Annotated in this window: 14 protein-coding genes, 1 tRNA gene and 1 riboswitch; of the genes, 4 read left to right on the forward strand and 11 right to left on the reverse strand. The window is 43.7% G+C overall.

Translation table 11 applies throughout. From position 1 onward, the window contains the following. The first annotated feature begins 79 nt into the window (after positions 1–79). The 4 genes from ACQKCP_RS04535 (at position 80) to ACQKCP_RS04550 (ending at position 4,880) form a co-directional block, all read left to right on the forward strand. Positions 80–2,398, forward strand: a complete 2,319-nt coding sequence (locus tag ACQKCP_RS04535) for an NADP-dependent malic enzyme (protein ID WP_160021186.1) — start codon at positions 80–82, stop codon at positions 2,396–2,398. A gap of 278 nt (positions 2,399–2,676) precedes the next feature. Further along, positions 2,677–3,858, forward strand: coding sequence for a tRNA nucleotidyltransferase (locus tag ACQKCP_RS04540; protein WP_427611446.1), 1,182 nt, complete (start codon positions 2,677–2,679; stop codon positions 3,856–3,858). A gap of 37 nt (positions 3,859–3,895) precedes the next feature. Next, the gene (locus tag ACQKCP_RS04545; RefSeq protein ID WP_427611447.1) at positions 3,896–4,708 is read left to right on the forward strand and encodes a pteridine reductase; all 813 of its coding nucleotides are present in this window, start codon (positions 3,896–3,898) and stop codon (positions 4,706–4,708) included. Between the two features lie 95 nt (positions 4,709–4,803). Further along, a tRNA-Ile gene (locus ACQKCP_RS04550) sits at positions 4,804–4,880 on the forward strand. 338 nt (positions 4,881–5,218) lie between these two features. On the opposite strand, the gene ACQKCP_RS04555 is transcribed toward ACQKCP_RS04550, so the two are convergent. The 11 genes from ACQKCP_RS04555 to ACQKCP_RS04605 all read right to left on the reverse strand — a co-directional run bounded on the left by ACQKCP_RS04555 (position 5,219) and on the right by ACQKCP_RS04605 (position 22,199). Further along, on the reverse strand, positions 5,219–5,794 hold the full coding sequence (locus ACQKCP_RS04555) for a manganese efflux pump MntP family protein (protein WP_427611448.1): 576 nt from the start codon (positions 5,792–5,794) through the stop codon (positions 5,219–5,221). Positions 5,795–5,801: 7 nt separating this feature from the next. After that, positions 5,802–5,969: riboswitch (yybP-ykoY riboswitch) on the reverse strand. A 190-nt stretch (positions 5,970–6,159) separates the two neighbouring features. Continuing rightward, a complete protein-coding gene (locus ACQKCP_RS04560; RefSeq protein WP_427611449.1) occupies positions 6,160–8,547 on the reverse strand; it encodes a TonB-dependent receptor in 2,388 nt (795 codons plus the stop codon). A 208-nt stretch (positions 8,548–8,755) separates the two neighbouring features. Beyond that, positions 8,756–9,397 carry an RraA family protein gene (locus tag ACQKCP_RS04565; RefSeq protein WP_427611450.1) on the reverse strand — a complete coding sequence of 214 codons (642 nt, stop codon included), beginning with the start codon at positions 9,395–9,397 and terminating at the stop codon, positions 8,756–8,758. Between the two features lie 28 nt (positions 9,398–9,425). Continuing rightward, positions 9,426–11,507: an IucA/IucC family protein gene (locus ACQKCP_RS04570; protein ID WP_427611451.1), complete on the reverse strand. Its 2,082-nt coding sequence runs from the start codon at positions 11,505–11,507 to the stop codon at positions 9,426–9,428. A 4-nt stretch (positions 11,508–11,511) separates the two neighbouring features. Then, a complete protein-coding gene (locus ACQKCP_RS04575; protein WP_427611452.1) occupies positions 11,512–13,434 on the reverse strand; it encodes an IucA/IucC family protein in 1,923 nt (640 codons plus the stop codon). A 120-nt stretch (positions 13,435–13,554) separates the two neighbouring features. Next, on the reverse strand, positions 13,555–15,054 hold the full coding sequence (locus tag ACQKCP_RS04580) for an MFS transporter (protein ID WP_427611453.1): 1,500 nt from the start codon (positions 15,052–15,054) through the stop codon (positions 13,555–13,557). After that, positions 15,054–15,656 carry a GNAT family N-acetyltransferase gene (locus ACQKCP_RS04585; RefSeq protein WP_427611454.1) on the reverse strand — a complete coding sequence of 201 codons (603 nt, stop codon included), beginning with the start codon at positions 15,654–15,656 and terminating at the stop codon, positions 15,054–15,056. The genes ACQKCP_RS04580 and ACQKCP_RS04585 overlap by 1 nt, the downstream gene beginning before the upstream one ends. 232 nt (positions 15,657–15,888) lie before the next feature. Continuing rightward, positions 15,889–17,283 carry a lysine N(6)-hydroxylase/L-ornithine N(5)-oxygenase family protein gene (locus ACQKCP_RS04590; RefSeq protein ID WP_427611456.1) on the reverse strand — a complete coding sequence of 465 codons (1,395 nt, stop codon included), beginning with the start codon at positions 17,281–17,283 and terminating at the stop codon, positions 15,889–15,891. Between the two features lie 102 nt (positions 17,284–17,385). Continuing rightward, positions 17,386–19,215 (reverse strand): IucA/IucC family protein, encoded by a 1,830-nt coding sequence (locus ACQKCP_RS04595; RefSeq protein WP_427611457.1) that lies wholly within the window; start codon positions 19,213–19,215, stop codon positions 17,386–17,388. Position 19,216: 1 nt separating this feature from the next. Then, positions 19,217–20,722: a pyridoxal phosphate-dependent decarboxylase family protein gene (locus ACQKCP_RS04600; protein ID WP_427611458.1), complete on the reverse strand. Its 1,506-nt coding sequence runs from the start codon at positions 20,720–20,722 to the stop codon at positions 19,217–19,219. A gap of 127 nt (positions 20,723–20,849) precedes the next feature. Next, positions 20,850–22,199 (reverse strand): diaminobutyrate--2-oxoglutarate transaminase family protein, encoded by a 1,350-nt coding sequence (locus ACQKCP_RS04605; RefSeq protein WP_427611459.1) that lies wholly within the window; start codon positions 22,197–22,199, stop codon positions 20,850–20,852. Positions 22,200–22,214 lie beyond the last annotated feature (15 nt).

Below are 22,214 nucleotides of genomic sequence, written 5' to 3' on the forward strand. Positions count from 1 at the left end.
CAATGATTTTTGGAGGGTTAGACGTTGTTTTTTATCACCATTTAATTTATTCCAATTTATTCCAACCATGGCAATTATTATGAATGACGATACCACTTCGAATACGGATAACCTCAGTACAGAAAAAGAGCAGTTTGAACAAGCTGCCTTACATTACCATGAGTTTCCACGCCCAGGTAAAATTTCGGTAACCCCTACTAAGCAGCTAGCCAACCAACGTGATTTAGCACTCGCCTACTCTCCAGGTGTTGCTGTACCTTGTCTTGAGATCCAAAGAGATCCAAAACTTGCGTCTAAATACACGGCACGTAACAACCTAGTTGGTGTTATCACTAACGGTACTGCTGTATTGGGTCTGGGTAATATCGGTCCATTGGCATCGAAGCCAGTTATGGAAGGTAAAGGCGTTCTATTTAAGAAGTTCGCAGGTATCGACGTTTTTGATATTGAAATTGCTCAAAATGATCCAGATAAATTCATCGAAGCGGTTGCCTCGCTTGAGCCTACCTTTGGTGGTATCAACCTAGAAGACATCAAAGCACCAGAATGTTTCAAAATCGAGCGCGTACTACGTGAGCGCATGAACATTCCTGTGTTCCATGATGATCAACATGGTACGTCAATCATTGTTGCCGCAGCCATGCTAAATGCTTTGTTGATCACTGGCAAAAAAATTGAAGAGATTAAAATTGTTTGTTCAGGCGCAGGCGCAGCAGCCATTTCTTGCCTAGATATTATTTGCGCACTTGGTGTTAATAAGAACAACATCATTGTTTCAGACTCACGCGGTATCATCAGTACTAGCCGTGAAAACCTAGACGAAACCAAACAGCGTTATGCTCGTGATATCACGGCTACTTCTATCGAAGAAGTCATGGACGATGTCGATATGTTCCTAGGCTTATCAATGCCAGGTACACTATCAGAAGATATGGTTCGCCGTATGGCAAAAGACCCTATCGTCTTTGCACTTGCCAACCCAACACCTGAAATCATGCCAGAATTGGCCCATGCGGTACGTCCAGACGTCATCATGGCAACTGGTCGTTCAGACTATCCAAACCAAGTAAACAACGCGCTATGCTTCCCGTATATCTTCCGCGGTGCATTGGATGTTGGTGCAACCACTGTTAACGAAGAGATGAAAGTCGCTTGCGTAAAAGCAATCGCTGCGATGGCACACGTTGAAGCCACACCAACTACTAGCGCTAGAAACATCGAAAAGATGCAAAGCTTTGGTCGTGACTACTTAATCCCAGGCCCTCTAGAGCCAAATCTAATCATTGAGATCGCATCTGCTGTTGCCAAAGCAGCGATGGATTCGGGCGTTGCCACGCTACCGATCGATGACATGCAAGCCTATCGTCAGCGTCTGTCTGAGTTTGTTTATAACTCTGCGTTTGTAATGAAGCCAATCTTTGCTCGTGCTAAAGCCGATCCAAAACGTATCGTGTACTGTGAAGGTGAAGACAACAATATCTTGCTTGCTGTACAAGTGGTCGTTGATGAGAAGCTAGCACAACCTATCTTGGTTGGTCGTCCTTCAGTTATCGAAGCCAATATTAAAAAATTAGGCCTACGTCTAAAAGCTGGTGAGAATATTACCATCGTCAACGTTGATGACGATCCTCGCTATAAAGACTACTGGCAGGGTTACTATGAGAAGAACAAACGCCGCGGTGTAAGCATTGAGCTTGCTCGTCGTGATGTTCGCCGTAAGACGACTTTGATTGGTTCTTTGCTGGTTGAAAATGGTGCAGCAGATGGCATGGTATGTGGTACCTTTGGCCATTACCAATTGCATCTAAAATACGTTGAAAGCGTCATTGGCAAAAAACAAGGTATGAACGACTTCTATGCAATGAATGCGGTACTCATGCAAGATCGTAATATCTTTATCGCTGATACCTATGTTCATGAAGACCCAACGGCTGAACAATTGGCTGAAATGACTGTCTTGGCAACGGATCAATTACGTCGCTTTGGCATCACGCCACGCGTTGCGCTAGTATCTCATTCTAACTTTGGTGCTTCAGATCGTGCCAGCGCTGTCAAAATGCGTAAGGTTCATGAACTATTAACCAATATGAATGTCGACTTTGAGTTTGAAGGCGAAATGCAAGGTGATGCCGCGCTTAACGAAAATATTCGTCTAAACGATATGCCATCAAGCCCGTTAAAAGGTGCAGCGAACCTACTTATCTTGCCAACCCTCGATGCCTCAAACATCGCTTTCAACCTGCTTAAAACAGCGACTGGCAGTGCTTCTATTGGCCCTATTCTATTAGGTACTAATAAGCCGGTACACATTTTGACGCCATCAGCGACAGCACGTGGTATCGTCAACATGACTGCATTGACTGTTACTGAAGCGCAAGACCTAGAAAACGAAAAATAGTCATATATCATACCTAGTATGAATGCACTATAGTCGGTTCAATATAATTTGAATACAAGGAAGCCGAGTGAAAGTACTACAAATAGTAGACTGAGCGAGGCTGACACCCTACCCAATTTATAGAGGATTGACCATATTAAGAAGGGCTCTGTCATCCATTGACAGAGCCCTTCTGCTATACTAAAACCAGTCAATGCAACTTATAAAGCATTGGCTGTTTTTTTGATTTATAAAAATTGAGCTAGCGATATAAAACTCAATAATAATAAGAGGCTTCTATGCAAATTTACCTTGTGGGCGGCGCTGTACGCGATCGACTGCTTAAGCGTCCTATCAAGGACAAGGACTTTGTCGTCGTTGGCGCTACTGTTACAGAGATGATTGATGCTGGGTTTCAACAAGTGGGCGCTGACTTTCCTGTGTTTTTGCATCCGACCAGTCATGAAGAGTATGCGTTGGCACGTACAGAGCGCAAGCAAGGCTCAGGCTACAAAGGTTTTAGCGTACATGCCAGCCCCGATGTTAGTCTAGAGGATGATTTGCGCCGTCGTGATTTAACCATCAACGCGATGGCAATCGAAGTTACCAGCTTAACCGATGATACCCCGATTAATGGACAAGTCATCGACTACTATGGCGGACTGCAAGACTTAAAAAGTAAGACATTGCGTCATGTGTCCAGTGCTTTTAGTGAAGACCCATTACGTGTGCTTCGAACGGTGCGCTTCTATAGCCGTTACTACGATTTGGGATTTGCCATCGCGGATGACACTTTAACGCTGATGCGTCAATTGGTTGATACAGGAGAGCTGGCTCACTTGAGCGCCGAACGTATTTGGCAAGAATCGAGCCGTGCGACTATGCAGCTATCACCGCAAGTCTATTGGCAAAAACTGTTTGAAATTGGTGCACTCACAGAGTATTTCGCGCCTTTGCATCACGCTTGGGACAATGTCCAAATAAGAGAAGCAGTGCAGACAGCGTTATACTTTGCAGGACAGATGCATTTAAATTTATCACAGCGTTGGGCGCTACTAATGACTAGCCTGTCTTCATCATTATTTAATAGCGAAAACTCTGAGTCTACCTCTACCGTATCAACCGCCATAAAAAATATTAACGCTATCGGTAATAAAGCCAAAGTCCCAAAAGCACATACTCAGTTCGCGACTTTATTCGCTCAGCAAGCTGAAAAACTAAGCACAATAAAAAGTCTAAATTCGGCTGAAAAAATCGACCTAATCCAAGCCTGCGGTGCACATAAGGAGCCTGATAAGCTCTCTCAACTGCTAGTGTGCAGTCATGTGTTACAGCTAGCAACACAGCATCGCCAAATGATGCTAGCACTAAATAGCTTTCACGCTGTCAGCATGACTGACATTGCGCCAGATCTCAAAGGCCCCGCTATTGGTACAGCCTTACGCCAAAGCAGGATTGAACACTTGCAAGCGCAACAATGATATAGACAAGCGCACTAGAGAAAAAAGTAGTATTGCTATGGACCAAGAACTTAATGCCTACCAAGCAGAAAATATAAATAACCAAGCGCCAGTGATGCTTGTCACAGGTAGTGCTAGGCGCATTGGGGCGGCTATTGTTAAAGCGGCTCATAGGCAAGGTTACCGCGTCATTATTCATTGTCATCGTAGTGAACAAGACGCTAATGACTTGGCTGACTATCTGAACGACATCCGTGCTAATAGTGCAAAAGTTATCGTTGCTGATTTAACGATAGTCAACGATGGGATGGCTTTAGACAGCTTTGTTAAAAATATCGTAGAGGCGTTTGGACAGCTTGATGTACTGGTGCATAATGCTTCGCGGTTTTATCCTAGCCCACTCGGTAGTATCAATCATGCACAGTGGGATGAGTTGCTTTTGACCAATGCCAAGGCCCCTTTATTACTAAGCCAAGCCCTACTACCTTATCTAAAGCAGCAACAAGGCTGTATTATCAGTTTATTGGACATACACGCGCATGATAGACCGTTTAACAACTATACCGTCTATAATATGGCAAAGGCTGCGCATCGAATGATGGTGCAGTCGCTAGCGCTAGAGATGGCACCTGAAGTAAGGGTCAACGGGGTTGCTCCTGGAGTCAACATTTTGCCTGACCCTACTAGCGACCAAGCTATTGATAACGATCAACAACAAAGTATCATCGATGCTATCCCTATGCGGCGAATAGGCCAACCTGATGAGATTGCTCATAGTGTGCTGTATCTTGTGCAGGCAAATTATGTCACAGGAGAGATCATCACTGTGGATGGTGGACGTAGCCTAACCATAGCTGGCGGTCACCTGTAATACGAAAATACGGCTCAATAAAAAATATCTTGATTACTGCCTATCTTTTGCTTGAAAAATTAAAAAAATCAGGTATCATTGTGCGTCTAACGTTAGGGCCCATAGCTCAGTTGGTTAGAGCAGAGGACTCATAATCCTTTGGTCGTAGGTTCAAGTCCTACTGGGCCCACCACATTTAAGTTTTAATAAAAAAGACCTTCAAGAGATTGGAGGTCTTTTTTATTGTCTACTGTTTTCTTAGTAAATAACAACCATGTGTATAAGCATAGATATAGGCACTTTATTCAAGCCTCTCCGCTGACAGCGGATAATTATTAATAGTTTTGTAGTGCTGTGTTTTTCAGACCTCTTGCGAGCCGCTACAGCGTAATGTGCTAGTTTTAGACCAAAAAGCCTAACTATTAATATAGATAGGCTTTTCTTAGGTAAACTGGTTTTCTACATCCGAAAGACAGTAACAGATCTATACACGTAATGACCATCTGTTCGTAGTAGACAGTTTTTATATCATCATTGAAGATGGCTTAATAAAATCCATGCACCGATGGCAATTAGCATCACACCACCAAATATTTCAGCTCTATGACCGATTAAGGAGCCCAATACTTTTCCTAACATCACCCCTAGCGTGACCATTACTGTAGTGGTCAAGCCAATAAGACCTGCCGCCAGTAGAATATTGACCTTTACAAATGCTAGGCTTACACCGACAGCCATGGCATCGATGCTGGTACCAAATGCAGTCAAAGCAAGTTTGAAAAAAGAGTGTCTCGACGGCGCTTCTGCCGTTTCATCACTTGGCTTCAGTCCCTCATATAGCATGTGCAGACCAAGCGCAAAAAGTATGACAAACGCGACCCAATGATCCCATGCCTCAATAAAAGACGCATCTATAAAAGATGTAGCAGAGTGACCAATTAACCAACCAATAATAGGCGTGATCGCTTCAATGGTGCCAAAAATAACACCCATTCTGAAAGCTTCGGTAAAACGAGGGTTTTTAAGACTTGCGCCTTTACTGATTGCTACAGAAAAGGCATCAGTAGACATAGAAAAAGCAAGTAATAGAAGTGCGATAGGATTCATGTGATTTTCTCTGGTCGAGTATAGAGTCCACGACATAGCCACACCCCCGACCTGCAGTGTAGATATATCGATGGTCTCGCCAACCGAGAGGTGTTCGCACCATGGCATGTGGCCAAGTATGTTGATACGAACGCTTTCGCAGTACGAAAGCAGGCTACTCCCCAAAGAGAGGTTAGATTAGCATTGATAAACTATAAGTCAATCATAAAATGCCGAAAAATAATTTTTGCATCTGATAAAGCGTAAAGTTGGAAACGCTAGCAAATACTCTTGGAGCAGATGAATTCTTTAGAGAGTTATGAACATAAAAAACCCTTCACGCTAAATTTTCATAGCCTGAAGGGTTTTTTAATGCGTGGCGCTTTTTAGTAATCAACGGTATAGCTTAAGCCATAAGTCGTGCCTGAGGCAGGTAAACGGTTCAGATCGCCATACGTGGTTTGATGATAGACCGTTAGATAGTCCTTATTAAGCAAGTTATAAACGCCATAATCTACTCGGCCGACTGGCATATTTACTTGGCCCAATACATCAAGGGTTATATAACCGGTAACTGGTAAGGCACTAGAGTCAGGGTCTTGTTGTTGGTCTTTAAAGGCTTTATCATCACCGCCGATTGCCAGTGCTTGCAGACGAATATTGCTGCCTTCATCGAAATTATACTGAGCAAATGCCGTACCTTTTAGCGGTGTTAGACGTACTGCATCGAGCTCCAGCCAATCACCATCCTTATCGTACTGACCGCGGGTATACGCCACACTGCCGCCTACTTGCCACTTGTCACTGATATCATGACTAAGCGACCCTTCCACGCCATAGACACGCTCATCGGTATCGACAACTTCTACGGTATAGCTGTCAGTAAAGCGCACGACCTTATCTGATTCGTTGTAAAAACCACTCAAGCGTGCTGCTGTATCGCCATGTTTGCCTTGCCAGCCAAACTCGTAGTTATTGGTTGTAATCGGTTGTACGTTGTCTGAATTAACCACGAAACCGGCACGTACATCACGTAGCGCCCGTTGAATATCAGCTGTCGTAAACCCTTGTGAAAAATTAGCAAAAACTTGATCATTCGGTGTTATCTGATAGCTAGTACCGAGATTAAACAAGGTTTTGTCGTGATCTGTGCTACCTTTTTCTACGTTGCCAGCTTGATAGTCAATGCCGTAAGCTGCACTTGTTCCACTGATAGCAGAACTATTAAAATACTCTTCAAGCAGTTGCTCATAGATGGGCGTAAAGGTATCAGTCTCAGATTTTAGCTTTTGGTAACGCACACCAGCACTGGTATGCCACTTGTCAGTTATATCTACATCTGCATTGACAAAAGCGCCCCATTTATCGATGGTAGTATCTGGTCCACCATTATAAGTAAGCCCATTTGTCTGGGCACTTAAGCCATTACTAGCAAGAAACGTATTTAGGTCTTGACCGTAGTAAGTTTGCTCACTGTTTTCGCGCTCGAAATCAGCACCGTAGCTAAACAGTGTCTTTTTGCCTGCGACTTCCGTCTCGGTTTGCATGGCGGCACGTAAGCCCATTACTTCGATATCAGCTTCTGATTGAGTGACAAATGTTGCAGCACTTGCCAGTTTCTTCAGTGTGGCTGTATCAGTTAGACCATTGTTTTGCCATACTTCAGTCGCTTGGTCTCCTGCAGTTTTACCAGAAGGGTAAAAACGGCCTTTCTCATCTCGGTAGTAACCCGTCAAGCTTAGGCTAGACCCTGAGCCTACAAAATCATCGTCGTTATAGCTCAAATTTACTGAGCTTTTTTCGGTATAAGGCTCGTTCTCTACGTTGGCACCATCGATAGCTTTTAAGGAAGGTTTTGCGCCAAATAACACTGCCAAACCATCACCATAATCTGGGCCATAGTCGGTGTTTTGCTCATCTTTATAGTAAGTCACTGCAAGATCAAGACGCTGGCTGTCAGTGAGCTCTACACCCAAGCTACCATTTACACTTAGCGATTCGGTATCTTGTTGGTCCGTTTGGTTCACATCTGGGCTGATTCGATTGCCTTTGCTATCAAACTTGCCGCCTTTATTGTCATAATCAACATCTAAGCGACCATACACTCGCTCGCCGCCATATCCTAAGGTTTGCCCTACATGATAACCTAATGAGTCTGACTCAAAACCGCGACTGCTACTGACACCGACTCTAGTCTGTCTGATAGGGCCATACCCTACTAAAGATTTGGTTACAAGGTTAATCAGGCCACCTGCTGCACCAGCACCGTAGATACTGGTAGCACCTGAGAGTACCTCTACCCGCTCAAGCTGCGCAGGATCGATACTATTGAGCTCGCGTGAAAGACTACGTGAACTGCTTAAAGGCACACCATTCAACAAGAACTGTACAGGGCGACCGTGCATGGTCGTACCATAGTTACTGGTAGAACCACTACTAGCACCCAGACTCGGTATCAATTGTGCCAAGATATCACCAGTGGTACGGTCACCCGTTGCCTGCATCTGAATCTCATTTTCAGTAATTACTTGAGTGACTGCTGGCATCTCACTAATTTTCTGTGCCAGTGCCGTGCCCGTTCTGGCTTTGGCCGTGACATTGATAGTGTCTAAAGTCACATTAGGCGTCTCGTTAGACACTGTAATTGAAGCCAGTTCCGCTGAGGTCTGTGCATCTAATACGGCATCCGCTTCATTGATATTGTTTTGTGCATATAATTGCTGACTAATACAAAGGGTAAGAACAGATAGAGCAACTTGATGATGGCTTTTCATAATTTTTTCACTTAGGTTATTTCACTTAGTTGAATAAATAAACAGTGATATGAGTAATATTTAGCTAATAATACTGTGTGTACTAACTTTGTGAATCATATTGTAAATGATAATCGTTTTTATTTCTATATGTATTTACACCTTGCTAGTAAACGCTTATTTGTACTGTTTTCAGATATCGTTGACTATTTAACCTCTGATATTTTCATTAGTCATTGAATAGTTTATCTAGCTTGTTTTTACGATAGGCCTCAAAGAACCGCTGAAACTTTACTTCATCTTCTTTATGCTTCTTTTGACAATCTGATAATAGCTGCTGTGCTACACCAACAGACAATATAAATACGCCGTCATTATCCATAATGGCGATGTCGCCTGAACGAATCGTCGTCGTCTGCTCACCGAAGCGATAGGCAATATCGGGCGCTAGCGTGCCTTGTGCTTGGTTGCTCTTGAACGTGGTCACAGCACTGATACCTTGTGCAAATACCGGAAAGTCCAGCTGCTGAATTTGCACCGAGTCAGTTGCCTGTCCAATGACAATGACGGCAGACAGCTTCTCATAGATAGCAGCACAAGTGCGCAGCGCTCCCCAACATGCGGTGACGCCTAGTATCTGAGCATCAATACATAACACATCATTTGGCGCTGCTTGAATCAATGCTTGGTTTATTACATCTGTGTTGTCAGAGGTGAGTTGCACTGTTAGCACTCGGCCGACTATAGTAGCCGTGCATGGATTCAGCGATTTAATATCTGGTAAATACCCTACCCCTGTCAGATGGCCAATGGTAGAGGTACCTATCTCTTTATAACTGTCTATAAGTTCGCGAATATCAATATCATTCATTATGTTCTCATTATGGTATTTCATAATTTTAACCACTGTTCTTGACTCGCTTGAACGGATTGATCGTTTTACTTTCTCCAGCTGGCATACTGCCATGAGGGTCAGCACCACGTGCAATCACAGGCAGTAGCAATGTTTTATGCGGATAGTGTGAACTGTTTAATAACTCATCACGGAGTATCTGACGCTGATCATCATCAAAATCGATAGTCACTAAGGACTCCTCGATACTGGTCATTGCCTCATGCCACAGCTTATCTTCATTGATGTGATAGTGCTCAACCAATGACTCGATAATCGCTCGAATATTAACTAACAACCCTAATGACTGTAGATAAAATATCAGCGCTTGCGGCGTCTCGCGATATAGACGGTTTTTAAAATCTGGTGGGCTTAAATACTCAGGATCTGCTATTTGATGACGTGCCAGCCATGGTATATGGATACGTACGGAGTCATGGTCACGCAATAATAGACTGGTAAAACGATTGTCTTTTAATACGATAACAATATTTTGCCCGTGCATTTCAGGCGCAAACCCTAAGCGTAGACAGCGCAGCATCGTTCCCAAAAACACATCACAAAGGTTTTTAAAGCACGCTATGGCAGCGAGTTTTTTGTTCTGTGACGCGCTTTCTTGGATGCTGTCTTGAGCACTGTTTTGGCTACTATTCTGAGTAGTACTATGAATACCCTCCTGAACAATCCCGTCAAAAATGTGATGGCTAATACCTTGCTTATAGACCAACATACCCAAGCTTGCCATCGGTAATAGTCGAATCGTATCGTCACACAGATCTGCTGGTAGTTGGCGTAGCATCGCGCCTAGATGCGTGGGTTTTTCTTGATAAAAACAGGGATTAATAGCGCTTTTATCATATAGATGAAAGGGTGACATATAGCCCCACCATAGGCGTTCATCCCACAACCGTAGCTGTGCTAATAGTACCGGGTCTAACGTTCTTGCTTGCATCAATAGGGTTTGATTTTTTTCACCATTGATCAGCTTGAGCGCTGGCAAGTAGCGTTTTGAATTCAGTGCGTACACACCTATAGGTAGCTTAATGCTATTTGGCGTATCAGCATCAATTAACATACTGCGCATGGATGAGCTGGCATAAGTGATGAGCGTATCAAACTTGAGGGCGACAACTGTGCCATTGGCAAGATCGTCGGCATACATGTCATCAATCACATGAGTCATTTGCCAAGGGTGTATGGGCATCGCAATGTGCGTCTCCGTAATACCTTTATCATCTAGCTCTCGCATCAACTTCTGCTGCTGCGTAGTATCCAAAAGATATTTCGCTGGATTTTGCGTTGTTGTGTCTTGAACATGCTCTGCCACCATGACATGACTTTTGGCAATGGCGACCCATACCAGCGTAATAGGCTGGTTAAACTCTGCCATATAGCGTTTATATTCTTGTGCAGTAAAACCCAACTTGCCCTTTGCCAATGGATGAAACGGACGATCCATCAGTGAGGCCCACTGCTCCGCCGCAATCAAGGTTTGATGCCAATGCGGGTGCTGACACACTGTAGTTGTGATATTTGCCGCTGCTGACTGTTGCTGCGCTATAAAGGAAGCCTTTAAGCTTTCTTTTAACTTTAAGACACCGACATCAGACAACGTAGCACTATCCATCATTGATAAAAACATATCTAACAACTGCTGTGGTGAGCCTACTGGCTCTAGCAAAGCGCTATCTACATGACGCTTGCTATTAAGGTTATGTACGACAGGCAGACAGGATTTAGATAATCGCCACGGTGAAGCGTAAGCAGGCTCTACCAATAGTAATAATTGTCTATTTTGGTCAACCTGCATCACCATTAATGGGTTATCTTGGTCAAAAAAGTCTTGATACTGCTGTGGTAGCGACGCTAAAAATTGATGCGCGTCTTGAAGTTGTGACGTTTGATAATTTGCCAAGTACTCGGTAGTGGTTGTCACTTGAATAAAATGCTCATCCATCCACTGCTCTAATAGAAAGCACTCTACCAAATGACTACTCAGCGACCATTGGATGGCCTTGATATTTGGTTCAGGATTTACATCAAGATGGTTGTTTTGCGCAGAAGTTTGCACAGGAAATAAGGTATGCATCGTCTTACCCCTGACTTTTAAATAATGGGTTGTTAATATATTTAATTGGGAATGCTTTATCTCCGAATAATCGGCGCTTAGCCAATGACTCAATGCGCGTTTGTTCAGCGAATACATCAAACAAATCGAACCGTACTTGATGCTCTGGATGTGAGACTCGATAGTCGGTCACGCAGTCAGCAACCTGTTGCCAAAATGCCACTTCAGAATAGTGATAATGCGTCTGCATAAAAATTGCGATATCTGACAACGCCACAAAAAACAAGCAAGCAACCGTCATATCTCGAATGCCGTCGGTATCTTTGGTCTCGATGAATGAGCCTCTATTTAAGGCAGCATGAGCAGGTGGCAAGCTATAAAAATCTGGGCGCAAGTGTTGTTGAGTTAAGTGCTCAGGTGAATAGCGAACCCCGTCATGCAAGTCTTTTAATAATATTTTTACGGGATAACCATCTTCATGTACCAAGACGATGTTTTGCGCATGGCACTCTAATGCCACACCATAACCAAATAAGATATGTAATAAAGGAGTGACAGTGACCTTAATTAACTGCGCAATCCATGTCTCTACGCCATATTTATCAAGCCAAGGTGCTATTAAATGCGAGCCATCAGCATTGACATAGCTGACACCATTGAGCGGAAATGCTGTTTGACCTTTTGATAAATACTGGTTTACGTTTTCTCGCCAAATCGCAGCTAGCCCGCCATACATATTTGGATGCTGATAGCCACGCGCGCGTAACGCCTCATGGTCTAGACTAACGCCAACGGTCTCACCTAAAAACGCAATGGGTAATGCTTGAGCGCTCTTATCGTCTGCAATCAGTTGGTTTAACCACGTAGTGACAACAGCGGCATTCATCACGGTATGCTTTGCTAGTATTCGCGTGCTTGAGGTATTAATCAAATGCATACTTAGTTTTAGGTAGGCTTTATCATTAATAGTGTCATTGTTACCATTGTCATCGCTATTATCAAGCATAGTCAATGAGCGAATAGACTGCTGAGCGCGGTACTGATGACCTGCATCACCCAAATAGATAACTTCTTGCGTGGCAATCAATGGTTGTAATGCTTGAATTAAGGTGTTTTGCCATTGCCAAGGATGTGCAGGTATTAGGCAATAATTATTAGCCGTCTCATTTGTGGTTGTAAGTACTTCTGTGAGTTTGGCATTAAGTGCATCAAATTCATCAGCACCCACATAATCTTTCACCCATTCATTGATATCGATACCAGTAGTGGTATTGCTCACCAGTAGCTCTTTTTTGACCGCCAACCACACCACGCCGATGTTTTGATCAAACTCTGGGCCATAGTCATAGTTATCTTGCAAATCAAAACCAATACGAGACTTAAAACACGGATGATAAGGATGCCCTGCCGTCAAATAGCCTTCGAGTTGCTCATAAGTGAGCGTATCAATAGGTACAGGTATATTAGAAGTCAGTATCTGAGACTGTGTTTCATTCACTAAGGTATGGCGCAGCTCTTTGATAAAGCTGTCTTTGAGTTCTGCACCTTCAATGTTGAGCAAGATATCACTGATTACATGCTCAAGAATGGCGTCTTGGGCAACACCGTTAACCACTCGCTGCACATTCAAGTCATTTAAACGGATGATGTCAAAACTGTAATGAATATAGCCTTGAGCGGTATAACTGATATCATCACCTACTTTGATAATAAAATTCAGCAGAGTCTCACTATCAGCACTTTCATTAGCGGTGTTCGCACTTTCAGATTCAAACTCAATGATATTTTCATATAGTAATGCTTGTAGCAATTGCTTGATCACCCGTTGCTCAGCGCGTGCCATAATTTTAGAATCGACAGGCGCGTGCCACGGTTTAGTCGCATAAGTAACGTCAGTACTATGATGGCTATTATTGTTTTTGGTAAAGTTTGCTAGATTATTGGACATAGATATAAGCTTCCTGTCTGAAAATTGAATCAAATAAAAGTATGAATTTAGATACATGTAAAGCGAATGATAATTATTTATGTTAATAAGTTAAAGTAAACCCCGATACGGGGTATTTGTTTATGGGGATCGTGGTAATTTGCACGCTGAAGGAATTGTGAATAATAAAATCACCGCGATTACTACCAGTATTTCTTGGATCGCGCTTGCCATGCCGTCACTACTACCTGCTGCTAATAACTGCGCACTTCGACTGCCTATATAAAGGGTGGACAGCGTGATAAATATGGTAGAGATGATGCGGCGACTGATGTTATTAAGGGCAGCTCCCTCAGTGACCGCGTCTTTGGGTAAGCTGCTAAACCCAACGGTCGTGGTTGGTAGGTATGCTAGACCCACTCCGACACCTCGCATACTCATAATCAACATTAATAGCCAAAGCGTGGGGTGATACAAGCACCATGCCAGCATCAAGGTAGATAGCGCACTAATCGCAATGCCTACGATGCCAATCCCTCTGGCACCTTGCTTATCTACCATCTTGCCAGCGTAATGCGTGGTGATACTGGCCACGAGCGTCGCGACCATCAGGACAACACCTGTCCATAAAGCACTCTCGCCCATCACGTCTTGTATCAACACGGGTAATAGTAAGAGACACAGCATCAAACCGACTGTTTGGCTAATGCTAATGATATTACTGTGTAAATAGGTCTTATTATTGAACAAGCGCACGTTTAATAATGGATGTTTCTGCCGCCGCTCATATGCCCACCAAGCCATCGCGGACAGTAAAAATCCGACAGACAATAAACCCAACGTGGCTATCTTTAATAAGCCGTCACTGCTGAACAATCCACTAGTAAAATCTATTTTCAGCGTGCTCAGCCAAACCATCATCGCAAGCAGCCAAGTGAGTAAGCTGATAAACCCGATGATATCGAAAGGGCTTTTTTCATCATGTGAGCGCATGTCAGGTATTAACCACCACACCATCGCCATGACCGCCGCACTGAGTGGTAACGTAATGGCAAACAGTGTCCACCACGCAAACTGCTCAACCAAGTAAGCACCGACCAAAGGGCCAAACGCCAACGACATCATAATAACAATGCCCCATAGCGCCATTACTCTGCCGTGCTGCTGCTGCGGATAAATCTGATACAGCATACCAATAGACAGCGGGATAATCAGACCGCCACTCAGTCCTTGTATGGCTCTGGCAATGATGACAAAGCTCATACTAGACGCCAGCATGCCAATGACTGAGCCCAGCATAAATCCAAAAATTGCCGCCAAATAAACATGCTTAAAAGGAAATTTTTTGTTTAAGTAGCCGCTTAGCATCAGCCCCACACTCATGGCCAATACATAAGCATTTAGCACCCAGCCGCCCATCACGATATCGACATCAAACACCGACATAAAGACAGGAATCGCTGGATTGAGCGCGCTATTACTAAAGCTGACCACCGTACCGCCGAGCAGTAGTGTCAGCAACACCTGCTGTACCTGTTTGTTGCTCAAGCCATTACTACTACTTTGAGAGGCTTCGTTTATAGACGTCTCATTTGTAGATGCCTTATTTATAGGTGCTTTATTTATAGGGGCGTTGCTCATCAAGCAGTGGCACCATAAAAGCTGAGATACCCTCTAGATTCGAGAAATTCATCGCGATTGCAAAAATACAAGGCGGCGGTCTTTTCTGGCATCTCAATCAGGCGTTGTACTCTATAGGCAAAGCTGTCGGCCACCCACTGATACACCTCAACCTTGCTATCAGGCTCACCCACGATTTTTTTGGCCTCAGTATGCTCAAATATAAACTTGGTAATCATCATACCTGTTGGTTTTAGATAGCCTTTGCCAACCACTGCTGGATCGCCAAGCAAAATATGCCAGCCCATGTCCGTCTCTTTGGCTTTGTAATAATGAGATAACCGGTCACGAGCCGTTTCATAAATCTCTGTATAGCCAATCGGCTTATCATCACAAAGTATGAGGTAGAGACGCTGATGATCATCGGCCAGCATTTTTTCAAAATGTGTTTTTAGCTGCGGCATCGGAAGATGTAGCTGCCACTGATCGACCACATGCTCAGCATGCATCCATTTATACAGCAATGGCATATCATCTGGGTATTTGACAGGTCTCAACGCAAACGTCTTTTGATAAGCTTCAATGCTAAACGTATCGGGTAGGTTTTGGGTGATGGTCGGCATGACTTGCTCCTAGTTATTATTTTGCTATGTGGTTATCGCTAGTTATCTAAATGGGTTAAAAATGGCTAAATCTTGCCAAACGGTGTCAAATAGCTGACTAATATCTCGATATTATCTGCGCTATTTTCCTTGTTTGACGGCAATTTATCTCATTTTTATTACCATTTTTAAAATGAGGACACGCCCTAGTGTTTTTTACTATCGTTTCTGTTCAATAGAATGCTTATAAAAACTACGCGCCAAAATTTTGAAAAACTTTCAAGGCGTCAGTGTCGTAAGTCTGCTCACCTGTTAACTGATTGACGATACACCCTGCACGATAAGCACCCAGCCCCAAGTCTGGTGCGCCAACGCCATGGGTATGCACCTCTTGGTTTTGTACAAAAATCTTGCCATCAGTCGCATTATCTTTTTGATCCGTTAGCACATACTTTAGTGCATAGTTTCGATCAATGATTGGCTGCTCAAACTCATCATGCGCGATGGCAGGCAGTAGCGTATTTAAGCACTCAGGCAGACCGTAACGATAGCCTGTACCAGCAATCACACAGTCATAATCAGCAGTAAATGATTGATTCTGCTCACGCTGCTTAACTACCAGTTTTATGGTGTCTGTCGGTTCTGGCTCTTCTAGCATTGTTGTCAGAGCTGCCTCAACCACTTCACAGTTAGACAGCAACGTCGAATGCAGATCTTGATTGGTAATACTGCGCTCATAGAGACGATGATAAATATCGCGTATGGTCTCAAAGCCCATACCTTTATAGAGCAGGTCTTGCTTGGCAGTGACTTGAGGTTTGGTTGCTGAGTCTAAATGATAAAAGTAATCTGTATAAGCTGGGCTAAAATGCTCTAAGCCTAATGGGGAGTACTCCATAGGGAAAAATCCTGCCGAGCGAGTCATCCAATCTAGCTGAAACTTAAGGTCGTCATTAGTACTATCATCGCCATCAAACTGCTGATCGAATAAGGTTCGATATACCTCTGCTGAAGACTGCCCAGACCCCAATACCAATATTTTGGTCAGCTTGTCTTCTGCTTTGGTGCTATTCAGATCAAGTCTGTTCGACTTAAGACTATCCAAATCAAAATTGTCTGCAAAATGGGCGGTGTGCATACAGCGGTTAGGCGCTTGTTTGGCAATATCTTGCAGCGATGGTGGTAGCGTGGCCTGTGTGCCCGTTCCTATGACCAGATTTTTAGCATGATAGGTGTTTTGAATGCCTTGTTCAGAGACTGTCACTAAAAACCCATCATTACTGTCGTTAAACGCCACGTCTATCACTGCTGCATCAAAATTCAGACTATCCAGTTGGCCTGCTACCCATTGGCAATAGTGGTTGTACTCTTTACGATAAATTTTAAATTCTTCTAAAAAATAAAACTTGAGCAATCGGTGCTGAGTATGCAGATAATTCAAAAAGGAATACGGACTGGTTGGGTCTATCAATGTCACCAAATCTGCCATAAAAGGCACTTGCAGCGTGGTGTTTGGCAATATCATGCCTTTATGCCAATTAAACTCAGCCTTTTGCTCAAAAAACTTGGCGGTTACGTCGGTCTTTGTAAGTAATGCCGCCAAACTTAAATTAAACGGCCCTACGCCAATCCCAATAATATCTAACACGGTCGCCCCTTAGTGATCTGATGGTCACGTTAATTCTGCTGCTAGTTCTTATCGAACCCCAACTTCTATCGTGTGCTAATTTTGCCGTTCCAATATGACGTGCTACGTCATCATAGGGTTTGGGATATCGACATAAATAGACTGGGTCTCAACAGGTGCGGTCAGCTCATCGAGTGCATAGAGTCTGGTGAGTAGATTGCCCTTAAACGGCAATGTAGGGCTACGCAACAACAAATCAAATAACGAACGATGCGGGTATTGTTGCTCTAACGCTATTAGACATGCTTTAAACGTCGTGATTAATGCTTCCTCACTCACAAGCTGAGTACGAGCAATAGCAGTAATAAGACCAAATATACTGTTGCCAACTAAATAATAGGCAAAGCGTGAGTCGGCAAAGTCTTCTGGAATGACACACTCTCCTTCGCTAATAAGCTCTGGATAAGCATCAATGAGCGGCGTGGCATACTCAGCAATATAACCAAAGCCTTGATTGTCTCTGGCCCAAAATTTAGTAGGATAGCCGCCTTTTAGCTCGATCAGGCTGTTTTGCTGATGCACCTCAAAACCAATACCATGCTGATAATACATATGAATAAGCGGTATAAAACCAACTTGCAAATAAGTGTCAAACCACTGGACAGCCACCTGCTCTAAAGGTTCATCTGTCCGTTTATGGATAGACTTAAACAATGTCTCTAAACGATTGGTGAGACGGGTTGGATGGTCTTGGCTTAAGCTGGCAAGATTGGTGACTTGCGTATCCTCTGTAAAAGGGTTGTCACGTAAGATACAGATGGTTTCATCAATGATTTTTCCATCCACACGTAAGGCAATCCAAGCAGGGTCATTCAATACGGCAATCGTAGGATACTGAGTCTTGAGCTGAGTACCATAGTCACTACGCCAGATTCGGCAGGCATGCATGCCGCGTTTGCATTCTTTGGGCAGGTTAATCCGCACGGAATTGGTGATTGCTACAGATAACGATAACTTGAACATCCAAGGTGCATCAAAGGTAGCCAGTGTGCGTACCGATGTAGTCGGATGTAGATACCAACCAAGCTCACCCAAATCGAACAATTGACCTTGTTCTAGTAGTTTTTGATACCACGGTTGCTGCTGCAAAAACCTTGCTTGCCAAGGATGTAGTGGCAACAGCTTATAGTCAGGATGCTCATCGACAAGTTGCTGTTGATAGCCACTCATATCAGCTTGTAGCTTTGATTTGAGCGCTGTGGTAATACTCTCGCCATCTACAAATTCTTCTGTAATACAGCTAGGATGCACTAGCCAATAGTGCAACTGGGTTTTGCTACTGGTCTCGGGCGCATACTTCGCCCATTCGGCACCATAAAAACCAGCACGGCCTTTGGGTGTAGGATGCATGGCATGACCGTAAATAAGGTTTTGTTCGGTCTGAATGAAGTCTTGCTGATAGTCAATGATGTCATCAATCTCATCATTGCGATGCTCTAAAATAATCTGTAGCCCCTCATAACTCTCAATCCAGCGCTTTAATACACCATTGGCGTCTAGCGTCGCTTTGTCTTTATAACGATGCACGATGTCTTCAATAATAAAAGACGCTAGGCTCATAGCAGAGGGTTTTATCCATCGGCTGTTTTGCAAAGGGTCGTCCAGTTGCGTGTCTAATTTCGATTCTGATCGTATGCTTACCTGCTTATTCAATATAAGCGGCGTGCCCGCCAAACGATGCTGACCCAATTGGCTCACTCTATCGACAGGTACGACCATTACCGTGTTCGAAGGCAACAGCATTAGCACTAATAGAGGCTTGTTTTGTGAGGCCTGCTTCTGTATATCATCTTGCTGCTCTACGGCAATAATATCGCCGTGCCCAGTCTCAAAACAGTAAGCATTGATTAGATTTTGTAGTGTAAGTCGATCAAGCGTTTTATGCTGCATCATGTTATTTTTTCCCATCAACGTTCAGGTTGTCAGAATTGAGTTGGTTAAAACCAGCAATAGCCATCTGCTCAATGATGTCTGCAATATCATTGATTTGGGTATTGGGATTTAGAATGGTAAATTTAAGGCAAAGGCGCTGTTCAAACTGGGTGGTGGCCACATTGGCAATGTTATTGACCAATAATTCTTGCGCAATGTGACGATTAAGCTGTGCGAGCTGGTCATCAGATAGCACGGTATCTTTGGGTGTAAAGTAAAACAAAACACTGCTGATAATAGGCTTATGTACCAGTACAAAATTTTCATTTTTATCAATCAGCTGTGCCGCTTGCTTGGCAGTATCCAAACAGTTATCAATCAAGGCTGCATAGCCATCTGTCCCTAGTAAGTCCAACGCCATCCACAGCTTTAAGGCATCAAAACGTCGTGTGGTCTGCAAAGAGTATGTCACTAAGTTTGGAATGTTGTCTTGTTCGTCATCAGCAGAGTTTAGATATTCGCTATGATGGCGAATACTCTCAAAATTTTGATTGTCTCGTAAGAGAAAAGCACCGCAGCTAATCGGTAAGAAGAAATGTTTGTGAAAATCTAAGGTAATAGAGTCAGCTTGATTCAGACCGTCAATTAAGTGTCGATAGCGCTGTGATAATAACAATGCCCCACCCCATGCTGCATCGACATGTAGCCATATATTTTCATCACGGCAAATTTTGCCAATAGCAGTTAGAGGGTCAATCGCACCTAAGTCGGTGGTGCCAGCCGTTGCAATGATAGCTATCACATTGTCCGCGCCCAGCTTATCTATCTGATGTTGTAAGTCAGACATCAGTATGGCGCCTGATGCATCGGTCGCTATCTTAATGACAGATTTTTGACCCAAACCCAATAATGTCGCATTTTTTTCAATAGAAAAGTGCGCTTGGTCTGAGCACAGAATACTGCCGCTAGGTTGACCCATCAGGCCATCCTTTTGCACATCAACGCCCTTAGCTTTATAGAATTGATTGCGTGCCAGCAGTAAACCCATCAGATTACTTTGCGTACCACCACTGGTAAAGACGCCACCAGCGTTATAGTCTATCTGTTCATCAAAGAGGGCATTAGAGATATCACCAAACTGACAACGTTGACATAACCAGTGGATTAAGTCTTTTTCAATATAAGTCGCTGCTGGGCTTTGGTTCCACGAGTCCATACTTTGGTTAGTAGCCGCGATAATCATCTCAGCAATCTGACCAATAACTAGTGTGGGTGGATGCAAGTGCGCTAAGCAATTCGCATTGGCCGTCGACACACAACTGGGTAAAAACTTACTTTGAATATCAGCGAGTATCGTGTCGATGTCTCGGCCTTGCTCACGGATGCTAAAGGTATTGGTCGCTTGCACTTGTTGCGGTGTGCCGCCCAAATAGACGTTATTGTCGTCTAGCCACTGTTTGATGACAGCGCTGGTTTTTTGCATATGCGTGACATATTGCTCACTGGTTTGCTGATTTAATAAATGCAAAATGTCCTCACTTGTTTATTCTACGATGGTATAAATCGCAAATAAGTGACTTATTATTAGAATCGTTATTAGAGTCGTTATCAGAGTTTTTTATAAATGTGTGAATCATGCTAAAGCGCTGGCAAGACTATTGATTGTCTTCTAGCGCCATATCAAGCCTCTGCAAGACTTGCTGCAGCTCATCTTTGGTTATATTGAGTGGCGGTAATAATCGCAATACTGTGCCACCACGTCCGCCCTTTTCAATCACCAATCCATGTTTAAAACACGACTGCTGAATTTTGGCGGCCATATCACTGTCTGCTGGATAGCTTCCATCATTTTGCTTAGGTAGACTGGGATTGACGATTTCTATACCAATCATAAGACCACGCCCTCTGACTTGACCCATTTTGGGATAGCGCTGTTGTCGTAGCTTTAACTGCGCCATAAACCACTTGCCTATTTCTAAAGCATAATCAGCAACGTTATTGTCTTTTAAGTAATTAAGGGTGGCAAGGCCAGTCGCCATGGCTAATTGATTACCTCTAAACGTGCCAGAATGATTGCCCGCTTGCCATACATCGTATTGTTTTTTGATACCCAATACCGCAAGTGGCAGACCACCACCGATTGCTTTTGACATCACAATCATATCGGGATCGATGTCAGCGTATTGATAAGCGAACCAACGCCCTGTGCGGCAAAACCCTGTTTGTACTTCATCGATGATCAGCATGATACCAAGCTCTTTTGTCACTCGGCGCACATGCTTCAGCCACTCTATTGGCGCAGGGTTGACGCCGCCTTCCCCTTGTATAACTTCTAAAATGACCGCTGCTGGTTTTACCACACCGCTCTCTACATCTTTTAAGAAGTTTTCAAAGTAGCGCATATGGGCATGGATACTTTGCTCAAAAGGCAAGCCAAACGCGCAGCGATATATATTGGGATAAGGCAAGAACTGTACCGAGCTCATCAAGCCTTCGACACCCTGTTTAGGTGCCAAGTTTCCTGTAACAGCCAGCGCACCATGTGTCATGCCATGGTAGCCACCGCTAAAGCTAACTACACCTGAACGACCAGTGACTTGTTTGGCCAGTTTAATAGCGGCTTCTACCGCATCAGCACCTGTTGGTCCGCAAAACTGTAAGCAATATTCATCGCTATTGGTAGCAAGCAATTTATACATGAACTCGCTGAATTTATCTTTTAACGGTGTGGTGATATCCAATGTATGCATCGGTAAATTACTGTCTAATAGCGCTTTGATGCTTTCTATAACCACAGGATGATTGTGCCCAAGCGCCAGCGTGCCAGCACCAGATAGGCAATCGATATACTTATTACCTTCCACATCAGTAATCCAAGCACCTTTAGCTGATTGAATCGCAAAGGGCAGCTTACGTGGATAACTACGAACCTTCGATTCAAATTGTTCTTGACGGTTTAAGTAGCATTCGTTATCACGTGATTCGTCTAATAAGATCGTGTCCATAGCTTCAGCCTTGTT

The sequence above is a fragment of the Psychrobacter sp. NPDC078631 genome, from assembly GCF_050268165.1.
Taxonomy (GTDB): domain Bacteria; phylum Pseudomonadota; class Gammaproteobacteria; order Pseudomonadales; family Moraxellaceae; genus Psychrobacter.